The 18,444-nt window shown below is 74.7% G+C and carries 14 protein-coding genes; 4 read left to right on the top strand and 10 right to left on the bottom strand.

Annotation, left to right across the window (positions count from 1 at the left end):
- Nucleotide 1: 1 nt before the first annotated feature.
- From KBX43_RS08995 to KBX43_RS31840, 3 genes are all read right to left on the bottom strand, one after another.
- The gene (locus KBX43_RS08995; RefSeq protein ID WP_209959796.1) at nucleotides 2-2,278 is read right to left on the bottom strand and encodes a TOMM precursor leader peptide-binding protein; all 2,277 of its coding nucleotides are present in this window, start codon (nucleotides 2,276-2,278) and stop codon (nucleotides 2-4) included.
- Between the two features lie 140 nt (nucleotides 2,279-2,418).
- On the bottom strand, nucleotides 2,419-3,444 hold the full coding sequence (locus KBX43_RS08990) for a hypothetical protein (RefSeq protein WP_124778776.1): 1,026 nt from the start codon (nucleotides 3,442-3,444) through the stop codon (nucleotides 2,419-2,421).
- 151 nt (nucleotides 3,445-3,595) lie between these two features.
- Nucleotides 3,596-6,460, bottom strand: a complete 2,865-nt coding sequence (locus KBX43_RS31840) for an AAA family ATPase (protein WP_282100946.1) — start codon at nucleotides 6,458-6,460, stop codon at nucleotides 3,596-3,598.
- A 493-nt stretch (nucleotides 6,461-6,953) separates the two neighbouring features.
- On the opposite strand from KBX43_RS31840, the gene KBX43_RS08980 reads away from it, so the two are divergent.
- Both KBX43_RS08980 and KBX43_RS08975 read left to right on the top strand, forming a co-directional pair.
- On the top strand, nucleotides 6,954-8,114 hold the full coding sequence (locus KBX43_RS08980) for a peptidoglycan DD-metalloendopeptidase family protein (protein ID WP_210884044.1): 1,161 nt from the start codon (nucleotides 6,954-6,956) through the stop codon (nucleotides 8,112-8,114).
- A gap of 39 nt (nucleotides 8,115-8,153) precedes the next feature.
- A complete protein-coding gene (locus KBX43_RS08975) occupies nucleotides 8,154-8,594 on the top strand; it encodes a hypothetical protein (protein WP_210884043.1) in 441 nt (146 codons plus the stop codon).
- A gap of 7 nt (nucleotides 8,595-8,601) precedes the next feature.
- Here the strand turns inward: KBX43_RS08975 and KBX43_RS08970 are convergent, their stop codons facing one another.
- The 5 genes from KBX43_RS08970 to KBX43_RS08950 are packed head-to-tail and all read right to left on the bottom strand — an operon-like array spanning nucleotide 8,602 to nucleotide 13,720.
- A complete protein-coding gene (locus tag KBX43_RS08970) occupies nucleotides 8,602-9,312 on the bottom strand; it encodes an ABC transporter ATP-binding protein (RefSeq protein ID WP_069087848.1) in 711 nt (236 codons plus the stop codon).
- Nucleotides 9,309-10,277 carry an ABC transporter ATP-binding protein gene (locus tag KBX43_RS08965; RefSeq protein WP_210884041.1) on the bottom strand — a complete coding sequence of 323 codons (969 nt, stop codon included), beginning with the start codon at nucleotides 10,275-10,277 and terminating at the stop codon, nucleotides 9,309-9,311. Before KBX43_RS08965 ends, KBX43_RS08970 begins: the two co-directional genes overlap by 4 nt.
- A complete protein-coding gene (locus tag KBX43_RS08960; protein WP_113972122.1) occupies nucleotides 10,274-11,140 on the bottom strand; it encodes an ABC transporter permease in 867 nt (288 codons plus the stop codon). The genes KBX43_RS08965 and KBX43_RS08960 overlap by 4 nt, the downstream gene beginning before the upstream one ends.
- Nucleotides 11,133-12,125, bottom strand: a complete 993-nt coding sequence (locus KBX43_RS08955; protein ID WP_043327026.1) for an ABC transporter permease — start codon at nucleotides 12,123-12,125, stop codon at nucleotides 11,133-11,135. The genes KBX43_RS08960 and KBX43_RS08955 overlap by 8 nt, the downstream gene beginning before the upstream one ends.
- Nucleotides 12,122-13,720, bottom strand: coding sequence for an ABC transporter substrate-binding protein (locus KBX43_RS08950; protein WP_069087868.1), 1,599 nt, complete (start codon nucleotides 13,718-13,720; stop codon nucleotides 12,122-12,124). The genes KBX43_RS08955 and KBX43_RS08950 overlap by 4 nt, the downstream gene beginning before the upstream one ends.
- 205 nt (nucleotides 13,721-13,925) lie before the next feature.
- Between KBX43_RS08950 and KBX43_RS08945 the strand changes: the two genes are divergently transcribed.
- Complete coding sequence (locus KBX43_RS08945; protein WP_210884039.1) at nucleotides 13,926-15,194, top strand: PP2C family protein-serine/threonine phosphatase; 1,269 nt, start codon at nucleotides 13,926-13,928, stop codon at nucleotides 15,192-15,194.
- On the opposite strand, the gene KBX43_RS08940 is transcribed toward KBX43_RS08945, so the two are convergent.
- Complete coding sequence (locus KBX43_RS08940) at nucleotides 15,174-15,515, bottom strand: STAS domain-containing protein (protein WP_231915651.1); 342 nt, start codon at nucleotides 15,513-15,515, stop codon at nucleotides 15,174-15,176. The two genes, KBX43_RS08945 and KBX43_RS08940, sit on opposite strands and share 21 nt — an antisense overlap.
- 104 nt (nucleotides 15,516-15,619) lie before the next feature.
- Nucleotides 15,620-16,900, bottom strand: coding sequence for an MFS transporter (locus KBX43_RS08935; protein ID WP_069087845.1), 1,281 nt, complete (start codon nucleotides 16,898-16,900; stop codon nucleotides 15,620-15,622).
- A gap of 108 nt (nucleotides 16,901-17,008) precedes the next feature.
- Between KBX43_RS08935 and KBX43_RS08930 the strand changes: the two genes are divergently transcribed.
- Nucleotides 17,009-18,427, top strand: coding sequence for a PLP-dependent aminotransferase family protein (locus tag KBX43_RS08930; RefSeq protein ID WP_210884037.1), 1,419 nt, complete (start codon nucleotides 17,009-17,011; stop codon nucleotides 18,425-18,427).
- Nucleotides 18,428-18,444 lie beyond the last annotated feature (17 nt).

The following is an 18,444-nucleotide window of genomic DNA, read 5'->3' as shown; positions in this document are numbered from 1 at the left end:
GCTAGAAGAACACGTTCAGCGGGTTGGCCGACGTCTCGTCGGCGGCCAGCGGGTCCCGGCCGAGGCGGCCCGGCACGTCCCACAGCCGACCGGGGCCGAGCCGGCGCCAGAAGTGCCGCAGGCCCGGCACGACGACCTTCACCACGGCCAGGTCGACGTCCGGGCGGGACTGGTCGACGACGATCACCTCCAGGCCGGCCCGCTCCGCCCGGCGTACGCACCGGCGCACGTCGTCGCCCACGTCGCCGGTGGTCAGCGTCGGGTGGTCGGCGGCGGTGCGCGGCGGCCGGGTCGGATCCGGGGACAGCCACTGCTGTTCGGCGACCCGCACCGTGCCGAACCAGCGCGCGGTGTCCGGGTCGTCGCCGCCGTACCGGTTGCGCTCGGAGGTGGGTCCGGGCACGGCGGGCAGGAACTGGTTCACCTCGGTGAGCGCGCGGGTCAGCGCGACCCGCGCGTCCAGGTGCGCGCCGAAGCCGACCAGGACGTCCTCCGTCCCGCCGTCGGCCCGCCGGGACACCGCGGCGAACGTGGGTACGCCGAGGTCGGCGGTCAGATCGAGGGCCCACAGCTCGCGGCTCAGGGCGGTGGCGTGGTGGTCGACGCAGGCGGTGGTCCACGGGTCGGCGAACGAGGCGAGGTCCACGCCGGGCATCCGGGAGCGGTGGTACCACCACAGGGCGACGCTGTCCCGCTCCACGAGTTCGCAGAAGCCCTGCAGGATCGCCTCGGACAGGTTGCCGCCGGCCGCGCAGCCGTTCGAGTCGGCCGAGCACACCCCCAGCCCGGTCAGCTCCGGGTGGCCGTACCAGCAGTACGCGGCGGGCAGCTCGCGCGGCGTCTGCCGGGTCAGCGACCAGCCCGTCGTCCAGTCCAGCTCCACGTCTTCCGGCAACGGGCGGGGAACGCGGTGCAGGTGGCCGAGGTCGCGGTTGAGCCGGTCCCGGTCGGCGTACTGGCGGTCCGAGAACAGCAGCAGCTCGCGCAGGTGCACCGCGCGGTCCGGACCGAGCTGCCGGTAGGTCGCCCGGTGCACCGGTCGGTCGCCACGCCACACCCCGCAGTAGCGCTCCACCGCCTCCCCGATCGCGCTCATCCGGGCCTGGAGGTCGGTCCGGCCCTTGCCGCCGCTCTGCCCGCGCAGGTTGCGGCGCAGCCCGGCGAGCTCGCGGGGCTGGGCGAAGTTGTGCCCGGCGGAGTAGGTGTGGGTGACGCCGTTGTCGGTCGCCTCCAGCGGGGTCAGCCGGCTCACCACGCCCAGGTACCGGCTGACGTGGTGGGCGAGTGCCGCGTACGTCTCGGCGGGTTCCCGGGTACGGGAGTCTCCGGCCCGGCTGGGCTGGGCGCCGCTCGGTGGCAGGTCGATCCGGGGCTCGGCCTTGCGGACGAGGTCCGGGTCGCCGCACGCGGGGCACTGCGGTTGGCGTACGAGCTGGTGGCTCTCCGTGCTCAGGTCCCGGGTGTCCAGGGCCACCATCCGGCCGGTGAGGCGGGGCGACGTACCCCGCACGGCGAGCACGGCGAGTTCGGCGGCGAGCAGGCCGGCGGCGGTGGTGGCCAGTCCGGGCAGGACCGCCCGTCCGGGCTGCGGCAGCGGACCGGCCAGGTCCTGCCCGCCGAGGAACGCGTTCACCTGCTCGTTCTCCTGCCAGCGTTGCCGCAGGCAGGCCCAGCAGCCGGTACGGCCCGGCACCAGGTGCGGGCCGAGGAAGACGACGTTGCCGTGCGGCCGGGCCAGGGTCCAGGCGCGACCGGCGGCCAGGTGGCGGTCGTTCATCGACGCCAGCCGGGGGTCGAGCATCGACGACGGCAGCACCAGCACCTGGGCGTCGTCCGGGCCGGGGTCCGGTCCGTCCGGCCCGACCACTGTCACGGCGAGTCCGAGGGCGCGCAGCGCGTCGGCGGTCTCGGCCACCCGGGGCGCCCCGAGGTCCACGACGGTGACCGGGCCACCGGCCATCCACCGCCGCCCCGCCTCGGGCGGGACGCCCCGGGCGTCCCAGCCGGCGGCCTCGGCCGGCGAGGTGTGCGCCGGGCCGGACGTGAGCAGGCCGTGGTCACGCAGCCGGGCGAGGGCGGTGGCGACGGCGGCGACCGGGTGCCGGGTGGCCAGCCGGGCCACCACGTCGGCCAGCGGCGCGGCGCCGTCGAGCTGGTCGGCCAGGTCCGCGGCGACCGGATCGTCGACGAGCAGGCTGCGGGTCTCCCCCAGCACCACGAGCGGGCCGTCGGGCAGCCGCACCGGCACGTAGTCCGATCGGAAGCGCGGACGCCACATGGTTCCTCCCGAGCCTGGTGGCCGGGCCGCGGGTACCACCGGCCCCGCCGGCGATCACGGCTGCTGTCATCGTCGCGGTCCGCGGCCTCCGATCCCGAGTGATGCCACCGGTTTCTGCCGTCGGCGGGGTCGGTGCGCGGTCAGCCGGCGGTGACCGTCAACGCGGTGTCGTTGAGTCCCAGCACCGACGTGCCGGTGGTCTGCTCCGGTACGAGCAGCAGGAAGGTCTCCACCCGGTTGACCCGGATGGATTTTCCGCTCACCGCCGTGCGATGACCGGTGGCGATCAGGTCCGGGCTCTGCGGCACCATCCGGACGGTGGCCGGACCGCCGGGCGCCGGGCGCAGCGTGTCGGTGGCGTGGACGGTCAGGAAGGTCAGCGTGCCGGTCGGCGTCGTGACCGCGCAGTCCGACCACTCCGCCCGGTCCAGGGTTCGCCGGACCTCCGCGCCGACGCCGGCGAGTTGCTGCCCGTAGACCTCCCAGCCGCCGGCGAACTGGCCGTCGAGCAGCGGGCTGGACGCGATCAGGGACCGGTTGCCGGTGGTCGACCCGATGCTGCGGGCGAACACCTCGGCGGCGAGCGCCCGGCGGCTGGTCTCGTCCAGGGCGGTGCCGCCCTCGGTGGCCGGCCGGCCGTCGATGCTCCGGGCGGCCACCAGCGCAGGCTGGGTGACCTGGACGTTGTGGCTGAGCTTCCACTGGCCGTCCGTGCCGAGCACGAACTGGCTGACGTCGGTGGGGGCCAGCTCTGAGCCGGCCAGCTTGAGGGTGGCCGTGACGAGGAAGCACGCCGGGTCGCCGGGCGGCACCGCGAACGCCGGGTTGATGTGCTGGAACGACGGTTGCGCCTGCTGGTTGTAGGCGGCCCGGCGGACCGCGGCGACGCTGAGGTCCAGCGAGGGCGGAACCTCCTGGGTCCGCAGCGTCTCGATGTCGCCGGCCACCGAGGCGGCCGAGTCGGCCTGGTCGAAGGCGGTGAGCACCAGCGCGGCCCGGTCCCGGCCGAAGCCGGCCGAGCCCTCGGGCGCGGGGGTGGCCGCGTCCACCGGTTCGCCGCCACAGCCGGTCAGCATCAGCAGCGCCGCAGCGGCGGCGGCGAACGGCATCGCCGGCACCGGCGCGGCGAGGGTACGCGGGCTCCTGACGGATCTTCTGCCCAGCATCTCGTCCTCCATCCACAGCCGGTGCGCGGGAATCGCGCCCGATGCAGTCGAGTATGTGAGCGACCGTCGGCCCGGGCCGGTGGCGGCGCGGCCTCGTGCTACCCGGTCCGCGGGCGTTGCACGGAACGATGTCATCCGGCCCGGACAGCGGTCACCGATCGGTGTCGTCGAGCCGGGCGACCCAGGCGACCAGGCCCGACCGGGACGCGACGCCCGCTTTGCGGTAGATCCGGGTCAGGTGCGCTTCCACCGTGCGCGGGCTGATGTTGAGCTGCCGCCCGATCAGCCGGCTGGTGACTCCGGTCGTCGCCAGCCGCGCGATGTGCCATTCCCGGTCGGTCAGCGCGGCGGCCTCGCGCGGGCCGACCGGACGCGCCAGTCGCAGGGCGACCCGTTCCGTACCGCACCACCCGGCCAGTTCCAGCGCCCGGCGGCGGGCCCGCGCCGCCGGGCCGGGCTGGTCCGCGGCTTCGGCCGCCCGGGCCAGGGAGGCCAGCGCGAGGCTGCGCCGCAGCGCCATGCCGCCGGAGCGGAACAGGTCGGCAGCGGCCTCCAGGTGGAGCTGCGCCGCCGGGACCTCGCCGCGGGCGAGCAGCACCTCGCCGTACGCCGACTCGGCGAAGCCCCGCTGCCCCGGCAGGCCCACCTGCTCCGCCTCGGCCATCGCCTGCCGGGCCTGCTGCTCGGCGTCGTCCACCTCGCCCGCGGCGAGTGCGGCGGCGCAGAGCAGCTCGTGCCACATCGGACGGAGGGTGGTCTGGAGGCGGCTGAGCCGGCTGTCGCCGCCGGCCGAGCGCACGAGTTCGGCACAGGTCGCCGGATCACCGGCCAGCAGCGCCGCCGTCGCCAGCGCGGTCGCGGCGGTACGACCGCACCAGGTGGCGGGGTCGGTGGCGATTCCGACGGCGCTGCGGGCCAGCGCCACCGCCCGGTCGTCGTCCCGAGGACCGCCACGCCAGGCGGTCGCCTCCGCCTCGAACGCCAGGGCGAAGCTCAGCAGGTGGCGGCTGCCGATGCGCCGGGCGACGATGCCGGCCTCGGTGGCCAGTCCGATGGCCGTGCTCAGCCGGCCGGCGTGGTACGCCACCTCGGTGCGCGCGAGCAGAAGCTGACACAACCCGTCGTCGCGGTGCGAGGCGCGGACGAGCGTCAGCCCGCGGTCGAGGTGCCGCACCGCGTCGGCCTGCCGTTCGAGGTACAGCTCGGTCAGGCCGAGCGCGGTGAGGCAGTCGGGGTGGTCCCGCAGGTCCCGGTCCGGCAGCGAGTCGACGATCCGGGCGCCGGCGTCGAGCAGCCCACGGGCGTCGTCGAGCGCGCCGTCGTGCACGGCGGCCAGGCCGCGTACGGCCAGGAGGCCGGCCCGGTCCACGCCCGGGCCGCCGGGATCCGCGGTGAGCGCGTCGGGCAGCCCGGCCACGGGGCGGCCGGCCAGGATGCCGGCGACGCCGATCTCGGTGGCGAGCCGGTAGCCGCCGGTGGGCCCGGTGCCGGCCGGCAGCGCGGCCAGCTCGCGCCGGCTGATCGCCACCGCCTCCGCGTAGTTGCCGAGCAGGCGTTCCACGCGCGCCCACAGGGCTACCGCCTGGGCCCGTCGTCCCTCCGGGTCGGCGGGGAACAGCGGCACGATCTCCTGGAGCAGTGCCCGGCTCTCGGCCAGGTCGCCCGCCTCGCCGGTGACCTGGGCCAGCGCGAGTGACACGTCGCGGCGACGTTGGGCTTCACCGGCCGTCGGCCGCAGCGCCCGCAACGCCAGCCGCAGCCAGCGGATGGCCAGGTCCGGTGTCTCGCGCCGGATCTCCTGGGCGGCCCGGGAGAGCACGTCGACGCAGCGTCCGGCCCAGCGGCCGTTCGGCAGGGCGAGCAGGCGCTCGGCGTAGCGGGCCCGGTCCGCGGCTGGCGCGCCCAGGTCGACGAGCGCGGTGAGCGCTCGCGCGCAGGCGTCCACCCGCCACGCCGGGTCGGTGTCCTGGGCGACCGCCATCCGCAGCACCGGGTGCCGGAAGGCGAAGCGTCCGGTGCCGGGGACGCGGCGGATCAGGTCGAGCCGGGCCAACCGCCAGCCGGCCGCGACCGCCAGTGCCGCCGGCACCTGCGCGACCTCGGCCAGCAGGTCCGGGGCGAAGGGCGCATCCACTATCGCTCCGGCTCGCAGGCAGGCCAGTTCGACGGACGGCAGGTCGGCCCACTCGCGGCGCAGCACGGCCACCGCCGCGTCGGGCAGCCGAACACCAGGCGCCTCCCGGAGCGGGTCGCTCCCGGCCGGAGCGGGGCCGGCCGGGAGCGCCGCCAGGTAACCGGGGTTGCCGCCGGTCAGGTCGTACCGGGCTCGCAGCTCCGCCTGGTCGACGTGGGGGTGCAGGAGCGCGACCTCGGCGAGGCCGAGCGGGCGGAGTTCGATCCGGTCACGGGACGTCGGTTCCGGATCGGCGTTCTCGTCGGATTCCGGTGGGCCGAACGGCATCGGGGTCGCCATCTGGCGCGGGCGGTAGACGAGCACGAGCAGCAGCGGCGCGGGCACCGGATACCTCAGGAGGTGGGCGATCAGGCCGGTGGAGGGGGCGTCCGCCCAGTGCAGGTCGTCGAGGACCAGCACCAGTCCGTCCCGGGCGGCCAGGCCGATCAGCCGGCGGGCCGCCTGGTAGGTCCGGAACCGCCGGGCGTCCGACGCCGGTGGCACCGCGCCCGCGGGCTCCGCCCAGGTCGGTGCGGGTCGCCCGGCACGCAGTCCGCGGCGGGGTGGCTGGCCCTTCGTGAGGGCGTGCCGGAACACATGGAAGGGAACTCCTCGCTCGTCCGGCGCGCACGTCCCGACGGCCCACGGGACCGTGGGGGCGCATCGTTCCAGGGCCTCGCGGACGAAGCGGGTCTTGCCGATGCCCGGCTCTCCGACCACTTCGCAGACCATCTGCCGGCCGTGGCCGAGCGCGGCGGCCTGGGCTTTTCCGATACGCGCCAACTGTGCTCCCCGCCCGACGAAGCACGGGCCCGTTGGCGCATTTTCCAGCCCAGGTGTCATCACGCAGATCAGACGCTTTCCGGCACTCCATAGGGGATGGTCGCACTATACCGTCGGGAGCATCGGGAGATGTCGAAGATCTCGAATACGGCAGGCCTTTGTTTCACCGGATGTCGGAACGCCGATTCTTTCCGACATCGCACCACAACCCACAGAAAGGGACTGGTCACCACAATGACGGAACGATACCGACATCACTACGATTACGTGCGGCCGCGCGAACCACCCGAAGCGGTCAAATCTCTACTCAACCGTCGGCCGGCATTGTCACTTCCGCCAATCTTTGAAGGCGGATCAGAAATGGCGACCGGAAACGGATGCCGCGCCGTCGAGCCGCGCGCGACAGCGCCGGCCTCGGAACCCCGCCACCCGGAAGATCCACTTCCGGGTACCCCCGATGCATAGATCCTTCACCGTCGCATCGATAGTCGTAGACAACTTTCACCACCGTCGATAGCCTCCATTCAGTGACACATGTCGATAAGGAGGCTCCATGCGACGGCTCATGCTCTCCTGCGCCCTGGCGGCCATCGGCGCCTGGGCAGCAGCCCCGGCACCCGCGACCGCCGCTCCCCGCCCGGCACCCGGCCCCGTCGCCGACGCCGTGACCGCGAAGCTTCTCGGCTCGGCCGACGCCGCCGCCCGTACGGCGGACGCGCAGCAGGCCCGGATCAGCGTCACCCGCTCGAACGGGCGGTGGGCCTTCGGCACCGCGGTGCTGCCGGCGGACCGGTCCGCCGACGCGCACCCCACCGGCTCGGTCTTCCTCGCCCGGGCCGACGCCCGGGGCTGGACCGTCGCGTTCGACGGGGAGGCCGCGTTCGGCGACCTGGCCGCCGCGTCGCCGCTGGTGAGCGAGACCGAGAAGGCCGTCTTCACCACGCCTGTCACACCGACGTACGCGGGCAGCGACTTCCGCACCGGCATGGCGCTGCCGTTCGCGGTCGGGCAGACGTGGACGCTCACCTCCGGGCCGCACGGCTGGGGCGGCGCCGCCGCGCCGTGGAGTTCGGTCGACCTCGCCGGCGGCGACCAGGTCGTCCGCGCCGCCCGAGCCGGCACCGCGTACACGATGTGCACCGGCTGGATCCGGGTCATCCACGACCGGGGCTACTCGACGGACTACTACCACCTGTGGAACAGCATCTCCGTCAACGGCGCGGGCGTCGCCCAGGGCGCGTTCCTGGGCAACACCGGCACCGATGTCACCTGCGGCGGCTCCGCCACCGGCCGGCACGTGCACTTCGGACTGCGACAGAACTCGGCGTACGTCCCGATCGCCGGGCACGGCATCGGCAAGTGGGACTTCGTCAGCGGCGCGGCGGCGTACCAGGGCGGCGCGCGGCACGGGTCCGCCTACGTCGGCGCGGGCGGCGGCGTCTACAACTACGGCGCGCTCGGCTTCAACCAGGGCGTCGTCGACGCCAACGGCGGCGGCACGCTGACCCGGCGCTCCGGACCGGGCACCGGGTACGGCGTCCTCGGGTCGGTCGCCGACGGCGCCACCGTCACCGTCTCCTGCTCCGCCAACGGCACCTCGCACACCGGCCGCTACGGCACCACGGCGCTGTGGGACCGGCTCAGCGACGGCAGCTGGGTGTCCGACGCCTACCTCTCCACCGGTGTCAACGGGCCGGTAAACGGCTGGTGCTGACCCTGCGCGTGGATCATGGCACTGCTACCTTCCGGACGCATGGACGACTCCCCTCGCTGGTACCGCCCGGCCCCCGACGTGCTGCTCCTGGTCGGCAGCGCCACCGCGCTGCTCGGCTACCTGATCCCGTGGTTCCGCGCCAGCCGCATGCACCAGTGGTCGTACTCGGGCTGGGCCTATCTGGAGACCGAGGGCGGCTGGACCTGGCTGGTCGTGGTGGCCCTGGCGATTGCCGTCCTGGCCGGCCTCTGGGCCGGGCGGAGCGTGGCGTGCGCCAAGCTCTCGGTCGGCGCGGCGGTGGCCGGGATGTTCCTCGCCGGCGCGGTGGTCGCGGTGAGCCTGGGCGCGCTGCCGGAGCGCGACAGCATCAACTGGGTCGGTGAGCTGCCGTTCGAGATGGGGATGCCGCTCATGGCGGTCGGGTTCGGGACCGTCGTCGCCGGGGCGCTGGGCACCGTACGCCGCCCGGTTCAGGAGTGACGCGACGTCACGCCGCCGGCAGGTCCACCACCCGGGTGGCCCAGCGGGCCATGAGCGCCGGGTCGTGGGTGATGACCAGGACCCCGGCGCCCTGCCGGCGCTGGTAGTCGCCGATGACGGCGGCGACGTGCGCCTGGGTGGAGGCGTCGAGCATCGCGGTGGCCTCGTCGCAGAGCAGGTAGTCCGGCCGGTGGACCAGGGCCCGGGCGAGGCAGGCGCGTTGCAGCTGCCCGTCGCTGACCGCGTGCGGGCGGCGGGTCAGCAGGTCGGTTGTCAGCCCGACCAGGTCGGCCAGTTCCGCCGTACGGGCGGCGGCCTGCTCGCGCGGCGTGCCGGTGGCACGTAGCGGCTCGGCGACGATGTCGGCGAGGCTGAGCCGCGGGTCGGTGGCAGCGCGCGGGCTCTGGAACAGGATCGCGACACGCGTGCGGACGGAGGCGGGCAGCCGGTGCCGGGCGCCCCGGACGGGACTCCCGTCGAGCGTGAGGTGCCCGCTGTCCGGTGCGTGCAGCAGGGCGAGGACGCGGGCGAGTGTGGACTTGCCGCTACCCGACGGTCCACGTAGCCCGACCGTCTCGCCGGGGGCGATGCGCAGGTCGACCCGGTCGAGGACGCGCTGCCGGCCGTACGCGACGGAGACCTGGTGCGCGGCGAGCCCGGCGGCCGGCGCGGCGCCCGGGGCGACGGCGTCGGTGGCGTCCGGAGCCGTGACCGTCATGCCGGTACCTCCTCGCGCAGCGGATGGTGGCAGGCGACCCGGCCCGCGCCCTCGGCGTCGAGGCGGGGCACTGTCGCGCAGGTGTCGGTGGCGCGGGCGCAGCGCGGGGCGAAGGCGCAGCCGCCGGGCAGGTCGGTGAGCGCCGGCGGGTGGCCGGGTACCGGCACGAACGCGCGGTCGGGCAGCGCGTCGAGCAGCCCGGCGGTGTACGGGTGAGCCGGGGCGTCGAACAGCGCCCCGGCCGGGCGGTGTTCGACGATGCGGCTGGCGTACATCACGGCCACGGTGTCCGCGACGCGGCGCGCGGCGGCCAGGTCGTGCGTGATGAGCAGGACGGCCGCGCCGGTGTCGCAGCGGCGGCGCAGCAGGTCGAGCGTGTGGTCGACGAGCGGGCGGTCCAGGCCGGTGGTGGGTTCGTCGGCGAGCAGCACCGGCGGGTCGGGCGCGAGCGCGAGCGCGGTGGCGAGCCGCTGGGCCATGCCACCGGACAGCTCGTGCGGGTACCGGTCCAGGTCGGCCGGGTCGAGGCCGACGTCGGCGGCGATCCGGTCGGCGGCGGCCGGCGCGTCACGACGGGTGTGCCCGTGCGCGCGCAGCGTCTCCTCCAGCAGCTTCCGCCCGGTACGCACCGGGGTGAGCGCGGTGGCGGGACTCTGCGGGACCAGCCCGACGCCCCGGCCGCGTACGTGCCGGGCGAGGTGCCGCTCCCCCGCGCCGATCAGGTCAACCTCGTCGCGTCCCGGCGCGCGCAGGCGGGCGTGCCCGGTGACTGTGGCGTTGCGCGGCAGCAGGCCGAGCAGGGCGTGCGCGAGGACGGACTTGCCGCACCCGGACTCGCCGACCACCGCCAGCAGTTCGCCGGGCCGCAGCGTGAGGCTGAGGTCGGTGACGGCGTGCACGAGCGCGTCACGCAGCCGGAAGCGGACGGTCAGCCCGTCGACGGTCAGCAGCGCCGGGGCGGTCACAGCTGCAGCTCCGCCCGTACGCGCGGGTCGAGGCGGTCGCGCCACCGGCCGGTGAGCACGGCGAGCGCCAGCGTGGCCGCCACGAGCAGGAGGCCGGGGACGATGCTGGCCCACCAGGCGCCGGTGAGCAGCGACCGCTGCCCGTCGTTGATCATGTTACCGATCGAGGCGAGGTGCGGCGGCAGGCCGAGGCCGAGGAAGGACAGCGCGGTCTCGTGCCAGACGGCGTGCGGCACCATGAGCGTGGTCGCCAGCGCCAGGCGCGGCAGCACGTGCGGCAGCAGGTGCCGGGTGAGCACCCGGGCCCGGTTCGCGCCGCCGGAGATGGCGGCGTCCACGAACGGCCGGTTGCGCAGGCTGAGCAGCTCGGAGCGGACGATCCGGGCGGTGGACAGCCAGTGCGTCAGCGCGATGGACGCGATCACCGCGCCCAGGCTGGGGCGCAGCATCGCCACGATGAAGATGCCCAGCAGCAGGTGCGGCAGCGCGGCGACGGTATCCACGACGCGCATGAGCGCCCGGTCGACCCAGCCGCCGACGCTGCCGGCGAGCGCGCCGACCAGCCCGCCGATGACCGCCGCGACGAGCGCCGCGACCGCGCCGACAAGCAGCGAGACGCGCAGGCCGTAGAGGCTGCGCAACGCCACGTCGCGGCCGAGGTCGTCGGTGCCGGCCAGGTTGTCGGCCGACGGCGCGAGCCGGGTACGGGAGAGGTCGACGGCGCTCTGGTCCAGCGGCCACAGGACCGGGGCGAGCAGCGCGGCGGCCACCACACCGGCGAGCACCACGACGGCGACAGTCGTGCCCGCGCTGCCGGGGCGGCGCAGGCGCCGGACGCGCGCGGGGAGGGCGAGGTCAGTCATCGAGGCGTACCCGGGGATCGGCGGCGGCGTAGGCGAGGTCGGTGAGCAGGTTCGCGGTCAGCACCACGACGGCGGTGGCCAGGGTCGTGGCCGCGAGCAGCGGGAAGTCGGCGCCCAGCGCCGCCTCGACGGTGACCGCGCCGAGGCCGGGCAGGGAGAACACGGTCTCCACCAGGACCGCGCCGCCGACGAGTTCGGGCAGGTGCGTGCCGACCAGGGTGAGGAACGGCAGCAACGCGGTCCGCAGCGCGTGTCCGAACAGGACGACCCGGCCGGGCAGTCCCCGGGCGCGGGCGGCCAGGACGTGGTCGTCGCGCAGGCTCTCGGCGACCGCGTCACGGACGAACAGGACGAACCACGGGGCCTGGGAGATCGCCAGCACCGTCACCGGCAGCACCAGGTGCCGGGCCACGTCGGCCGGGTCGGTGCTCGTGGCGGTGATGTCGGTGAGCCCGCCGGCGGGCAGCCAGCCGAGGCTGAGGGCGAACACGGCGATCGCCGCGAGGCCGATCCAGAACACCGGCATGGACTGCACGGCGTACGCGACGGCGCGCAGCGCCCGGTCGAACCAGCCGCCACGCCGGTACGCGGCCAGCGTGCCCAGCAGCACGCTCGCCACCAGCACCAGGGCCAGCGCGGTGCCGACGAGCAGCAGCGTCCATCCGGCCCGGGAGGCCAGCACCGAGGTGACCGGCTCGTGCCGGCTCGTGGACCAGCCCAGGTCGCCGCGCAGCAGGTTGCCGACCCAGCGGGCGTACTGCACCGGCAGCGGGTCGTCGACACCCCAGTTGGCGCGGATCTGCGCCAGGTTCTCCTCGCTGGTGGTGAACGCCGCCGCGCCCGCGTACTGCTGGGCCGGGTCGATCGGGGAGGCGGCGCCGAGGGCGAACATGCCCATGCTGGTGGCGGCCAGCACCGGCACGGCGACCAGCAGCCGCCGCCGGACCACTGTGCCCGCCCCGGCCAGCCGCCGCCGTCCGGTCACGATTCTCTCGTCCAGGTGTGCACGTTCCACCAGATGCTGTTGGCGACGTCGTGCTCGTGCGGCTCGACCCGCGGCGTCACCCCGGTCACGGCGTCCTTCAGCACGTAGGTGTGCTGGAGGTAGGTGAGGAACACCCACGGCACGTCGGCGGCGAGCTGCTTCTGGAACGTGGCGTACGCGGCCTTGCGGGCGGCCGGGTCGGCGTTGTCCCGGCCGGCCTGCAACGCGGCGTCGGTGACCGCCGAGCGGTACGAGCCGGGGTTGAAGAAGCCCTGCCCGGCGAAGGCCGAGCTGAACAGCTTGTAGGAGACGAAGTCCGGATCGTACGGCGTGCCGTAGCCCATGATCAGCGCGTCGCGCTTCATCCGCGGCGTGATCGCGTCCCAGGTCAGGCCCTCGGGCGTGACTTTGATGCCGACCTTCTTCGCGTCGGCGGTGACGGCCAGTGCGAGTTCCTTGCGCAGGCTGTCGGTGGCCGGGTACAGGATCGTGAACGCGGCCTGCCGCCCGTCCTTGACCCGGATGCCGTCCGGGCCGGGCTTCCACCCGGCGGCGTCCAGCTCCGCCGTGGCGGCGGCGACGTCGGCGCCGGGCTTGCCGGCGATCGTCGGCTCGGCGTACTCCGACGTGGGCGGCACCGGCCCGAACGCGGGCTCCCCCGCGCCGCCGAGCACGCCGGTCACCATGGCCTGCCGGTCCACCGCGACGTTCAGCGCCTTCCGGATCGCGGGGTCGCCGGTGACCGGGTTGCCCATCGGCAGCATGACGCCCCGGTAGTCGGCGGTCGGCACCTTGTGCACCCGGTAGCCGTCGCGGCTCTCGAAGCCGGAGGCGAGCTTCGGCGCCAGCTCCGCCGCGTCGAACTCGCCGGCCCGCATCCGCTGGGCGCGGACGTTGTCGTCGGCGACGAACGCCACCACCACGCCCGAGTTCGCCGGTTTGCCGTCCCAGTACGTCTCGTTCGCCGCGAGCACGAGCCGGTCACCCGGGGTCCAGGAGGTGAACCGGTACGGGCCGGTGCCGACCGGCTTGCGGTTGAAGGTCGCCTTGTTGATGTCCTGCCCGGCGAACGCCTTCGCCGGGACGATCCCCAGCGCCAGCCGCTGCAGGAACGGCGCGTACGCGTACTTCAGCGTGAACACGACCGTCGCCGGGTCGGGCGCGGTGACGGAGGCGAGCATGTCCAGATCGGACCGCAGCGTGGAGTCGACGGCCGGGTCGAGCACCGCCTGGTAGGTGAACACCACGTCCTGTGCGGTCAGCGGGCTGCCGTCGTGGAACAGCACGCCTTCGCGCAGCTTCGCGGTGACTGTCTTCCCGTCCGCTGAGACGGTGGGCAGCTCGCGGGCCAGGGCGGGCACCAGGTCGTTGCGGGCGTCCCGGGCGACCAGCCCGTCGAAGATCAGCGACGCGCCGTCGACGCCGTAGTTGAGCACCGGGTTGAGCGTGTCCGGCTCGCCCGCGGTGGCGACCACGAGCGTGCCGGAGTTGCCCGGGCCGCCGGTCGACGCCGTGGGTGACGAGCAGCCGGCGGCGACGAGCAGGGCGGCGGCGAGCACCGCTGCCACGCGTACGGGCTTGGGTCTGATCGCCACCGGCAACCCCTCGAACACTCGTCTGCGGATGGCAGCCGGGCGGGCGCTCCGGCGAGGATCGATCATCGCGTGCCCGAGCGCCCGCTACCGCCACTCTTCTGTAGTTGCCAACTATATGCAATACCGGCCGGTCGATGGCGGTGACCCGCCGGCCCCCGGTCTCGCTCACAAGGCGGCCGCGCTGCCCGCTGAATATGCTCGAGGGGTGGAGGACAGCGAGCAGGCGGTGCTGACCGGGATGTTGCAGTCGGCGGAGGACGCCGCCCCGGTGCAGGCGGTCGAGGCCGTCACCGGCGTCATCGCCACGGCGCTGAACGCGCGCGGCGTCTCGCTGCTGATCGCCGACCTCAGCGGTCGCGCGCTGGTGCGGCTGACCCACCAGCCGGACGGCGGCGGCGCCGGGCGACGCCACGGCGAGGAGGAGGCCGAGGTCCTCCCGTTCGACGGCGGGCCCCACGAACGCGCACTCCGTCAGCAGGCCCCCGAGGTCGTCCCCGGCGACGGCACGTGGACCGTGCTGGCGCCGGTCACCGACCGCGGTGAGGCGATCGGCCTGCTGGAGATCGACCTGCCCGACGAGCCGGACGGCGACGTGGTGAACTGGGTCGCCCGTACCGCGCACGCGCTGGCGTTCGTGGTCATCGCCAACCGCAGGCACACCGACCTGTTCGAGTGGGGACAGCGCACCACCCCGTTCACCCTCTCCGCCGAGATCCAGCGCCGCCTGCTGCCCGCCTCGTTCACCTGCGAGGCCGGCGCCTTCGCTCTCTCCGGCTGGCTGGAACCCGCCGCGAGCGTCGGCGGCGACACCTTCGACTACAGCCTGGCCCGGGACCTGCTGCACCTCAGCGTCACCGACGCGATGGGCCACGGCGTGGCGAGCGCGCTCACCGCCACCCTCGGCGTGGGCAGCCTGCGCAACACCCGCCGGCGCGGCCTCGGTCTCGTCGCGCAGGCCGAGGAGGCCAACCGGGCGGTCGCGGAGCACGCCAACGTACGCGGCGCGTACGTCACCGCCGTGCTGGGCCGTATCGACCTGACCACCGGGCGCTGCGAGCTGCTGAACGCGGGGCACGTCCCGCCGCTGCTGGTCCGGGACGGCCGGGTCGTACCCGTGGAACTGCCGGGCAACTTCCCGTTCGGGATGTTCCCCGGCGAGAGCTACCGCAGCGCGGAGCTACCGCTGCTGCCCGGCGACCGGCTGGTGGTGGTCACCGACGGCATGCGCGAACGCAACGCCGCGGACCTCGACCTGGCCGCCGCCCTGCTCCGCCTCGCCCACCTGCATCCCCGCGAGGCGGTCCGGGCACTGTCCGACGCGATGCTGGAGATCGCCGGGCCGGCTCTGGCCGACGACGCCACACTGCTCGTCGTCGACTGGTACGGCGGCCACGGGCCACGCCGCAGCACCGCCGGCGCGGACAGCGCCCGCGTCAGCCCGGACGAGGAGCGCTCAGCGCACCGCCGTCGGTGAGCCGTCCTCGGCCTCGCGGACCGTGCCGAAGAGCGGGATGACGCGGTCCACCGAGGTGATCGAGAAGACGTTGCGGATCGACTGGCGTACGACGGCCAGACCGAGCCAGCCGTCGCGCTCCCGCAGGTTCTTGTAGACGAGCACCAGCGCGCCCAAGCCGCTGGAATCCACGAATCCGACCTGGGTCAGGTCGACGACCACCGTCCGCGCACCGGTCTCCACCACCTCGAGCAGCCGGTCACGCAACTGAGGCGCACTGGCCATGTCCAGATCGCCGACGACCTCGATCACCGGGCCGACGCGCCCCTGCCGGGTCGTCACCGAGAACTCCACCACGCCCCCTCAACCGCGCCACCGACGGCACCACACTTCTACCCACCGTGCCAGATATCCGCCCTGATCGCCTCCCGTAGGTGCGCGACGGCTCAGCGGCCGCGCCGCGACGTGGTGGAGGACACCTCAGTGCCGGTCGAGCCCGGTACCGGAGCGGGGATCCACACCTCGGCGGCGGCCCGGCGGCGCTCGGCGAGGCGTACCGCCGGCCGCATCGCCAGGCCGGCGAGCACGAACAGCCCGCCGAGCACCAGCCAGCCCGGGGTGCCCCAGCCGAGCAGCAGCGAGGTCAGCAGCACCGGGCCGAGCATCCGGGCGAGCTGCGGCGCCATGCCGAAGAAGCCCTGGTACTGCCCCTGCCGGTCGGGTCGGGCCAGGGTGAAGCCGACCTCCCAGCCGCTGGCCGCCTGCACCATCTCGCCGAACACCTGCACCAGTGCCGCGCCCAGCAGCACCGCCGAGGCCACCCACGCGCCGCCGACCATCCCGGAGACCGCGTACGCGCCGCAAGCGACAAGCAGCACCCAACCGGCGTGCCCGCTGGCCCGCGCCGCCGTGCCCGGATCGGTCACCCGGCGGGCCACCCGGACCTGCCACAGCACCACGCACAGCATGTTCACGGTGAGCACGATCGCGCCCATCGGCGCCGGGGCGTCGGTCCGTTCCGCGATCCACAGTGGCAACGCCAGGCTGAGCAGCGGCATGTTCAGGCACATCACCGCGTTCAGCAGGGTGATCAGCGCGTACGGGCGGTCGCGCAGCACGGCCAGCCGGCCCGGCTCGGGTCCGGCCGGGACCGGCGCCGCCGCCTCGGGCAGCCGGCGCACCAGCAGGGCGGCGGCCAGGAAGCTCGCCGCGTCGAGCGCGAAGGCGGACAGGTACGCCGGGCGGCTGTCCGCCCAGAGCACGAGCGCGCCCAGCCCGGCCCCGGCGGCCAGGCCGGCGTTCGAGACCGACTGCAACCGGGCCCGTACCGCGGTGCGCCGCGCGGGCTCGATCAGCCCGACCAGCAGCGCCTGCCGGCTGGCGGTGAGCCCGGCTTGGCAGGCGGCGTAGCAACATGCGAGCAGCACGAACAGCGGGAAGGAACGGATCACGAGGAAGCCGCTGAGTGCGGCGGCGGTGGCGACGGCGAAGACGACTGTCATCCGCCGCGCGCCGTAGCGGTCTGCCAGCTGGCCGGCGGGCACCCCGGCGAGGATGCCCGTCGACCAGCCCACGGTGAGGGCGATCCCGACCTGCGCCGGGGACAACCCGACCACCCGGATGAAGAACAGCGCCGAGCAGGCGTAGAACGCGCCGTCACCCACCGAGTTGGCGAGCTGGGCCAGGGCCAGCACCCGGACCCGGCGGCCGGTGTCGACATCGGTCATTGCTCGTCCCCCGTTCGCCGTGCTCCTTCCTCCATCCAAGACCTGCGGATTGGCTCACAGAAGCGCCGATTCCAGGCGATTCGATTGGGCCAATGTAGGGTCGTCGCGGTGGACGTACACGTGAGCCTGGCCGGCCCCGGCGACCGCGCCACCCGGATCCACAGGCAGTTGCTGGAGGCGATCCTGGACGGCCGGCTGCGGCCCGGCGAACGGTTGCCACCCAGCCGCGAGCTGGCCCGGCGGCTCGACGTCTCCCGCAACACGGTCGCCGTCGCCTACGAGCGGCTGACCGCCGAGGGCCTGCTCACCGCCCGGGTCGGCGCGGGCACGTTCGTCGCCGGCGAGCCGGTCGCCCGCGCCCGGCCCCGTCCGGCACCGGCCGGCGGCGTACGCCCGCGGGGGTTCTGGGCGTCCGCCGCGCCGGCCCCCACCGCCGCGCCCCGACCGGGCCACGACTTCCGGGCCGGCACCCCTGACACCGGGCTGTTCCCGCTGGCCACCTGGCGGCGGCTGGTCGCCGGGGAACTGCGCACCGCGACGATCCGGGGCGGATACGCCGACCCGGCCGGGCACCAGGGCCTGCGTACCGCTGTCGCCCGTTACGTGGGACTCGCCCGCGCGGTACGGGCCGCGCCCGAGGACGTCGTCGTCACCCACGGCGCCCAGCAGGCGTTGGACCTGATCGCCCGGGTGGTGCTCGAACCGGGCGACCGGGTGGCGGTGGAGGAGCCCGGCTATCCCCCCGCCCGGCGGCTGTTCACCGGCCACGGCGCGCGGGTCGTGCCGGTGCCCGTCGACGACCAGGGCCTCGACGTTCGCGCGCTACCAGGCGACGCGCGGCTGGTCTACGTCACCCCGTCCCACCAGTTCCCGCTGGGCGTCCGGATGTCCCCGGCCCGCCGGGCGGCGCTGCTGGACTGGGCGGCGGCCCGGGACGCGGTGGTCGTGGAGGACGACTACGACACCGAGTTCCGCTTCTCGGCCCGCCCGCTGGACCCGTTGCAGACGCTGGACCGGGCCGGGAAGGTCGTCTACGTCGGCACGTTCTCCAAGACCCTGCTGCCCATGCTGCGCCTCGGTTTCCTGGTCGCCCCGGCGTCGCTTCGCCCGGCGCTGCTGGCCGCCCGGCAGCTCACCGACTGGCACGGCGACCACACCACTCAGGCCGCGCTGGCCCGGTTCATCGACTCCGGCGAACTGGCCCGGCACATCCGCAAGGCGACCCGGGTGTACGCCGAGCGGCGCGACCTGATCGACGCCGCGTTGCGATCCGACCTCGCCGACTGGCTCGACCCGGTGCCGTCGACGGCGGGCCTGCACCTGTGCGCGCGGCTGCGCCCGGAGACCGGCGTCGACCTGCCGGAAGTCGTCGCCCGGGCGGCGGAGGCCGGCGTCACGGTACGCGAGATCGCCGGTTACCGGGCGGGCCCGCCCGGCCCGACCGGTCTGGTGCTCGGCTACGGCGCCGTCGGCACCGCCGACGTGCCCGACGGGCTCCGGTTGCTCGCGCGCAGCTTCCGTGGCTGACCGTCGGCGACGCGGAT

Source organism: Micromonospora sp. C41, from assembly GCF_018070485.1.
In the GTDB taxonomy this organism is placed as follows: domain Bacteria; phylum Actinomycetota; class Actinomycetes; order Mycobacteriales; family Micromonosporaceae; genus Micromonospora; species Micromonospora chalcea.
This window is presented reverse-complemented; position numbering and strand designations above follow the sequence as displayed.

Excerpts from the sequence above, each read along its gene's own strand:
- KBX43_RS08995 (WP_209959796.1), bottom strand. The coding sequence starts at position 2,278 with ATGTGGCGTCCGCGCTTCCGATCGGACTACGTGCCGGTGCGGCTGCCC.
- KBX43_RS08990 (WP_124778776.1), bottom strand. The coding sequence starts at position 3,444 with ATGCTGGGCAGAAGATCCGTCAGGAGCCCGCGTACCCTCGCCGCGCCG.
- KBX43_RS31840 (WP_282100946.1), bottom strand. The coding sequence starts at position 6,460 with ATGACACCTGGGCTGGAAAATGCGCCAACGGGCCCGTGCTTCGTCGGG.
- KBX43_RS08980 (WP_210884044.1), top strand. The coding sequence starts at position 6,954 with ATGCGACGGCTCATGCTCTCCTGCGCCCTGGCGGCCATCGGCGCCTGG.
- KBX43_RS08975 (WP_210884043.1), top strand. The coding sequence starts at position 8,154 with ATGGACGACTCCCCTCGCTGGTACCGCCCGGCCCCCGACGTGCTGCTC.
- KBX43_RS08970 (WP_069087848.1), bottom strand. The coding sequence starts at position 9,312 with ATGACGGTCACGGCTCCGGACGCCACCGACGCCGTCGCCCCGGGCGCC.
- KBX43_RS08960 (WP_113972122.1), bottom strand. The coding sequence starts at position 11,140 with ATGACTGACCTCGCCCTCCCCGCGCGCGTCCGGCGCCTGCGCCGCCCC.
- KBX43_RS08935 (WP_069087845.1), bottom strand. The coding sequence starts at position 16,900 with ATGACCGATGTCGACACCGGCCGCCGGGTCCGGGTGCTGGCCCTGGCC.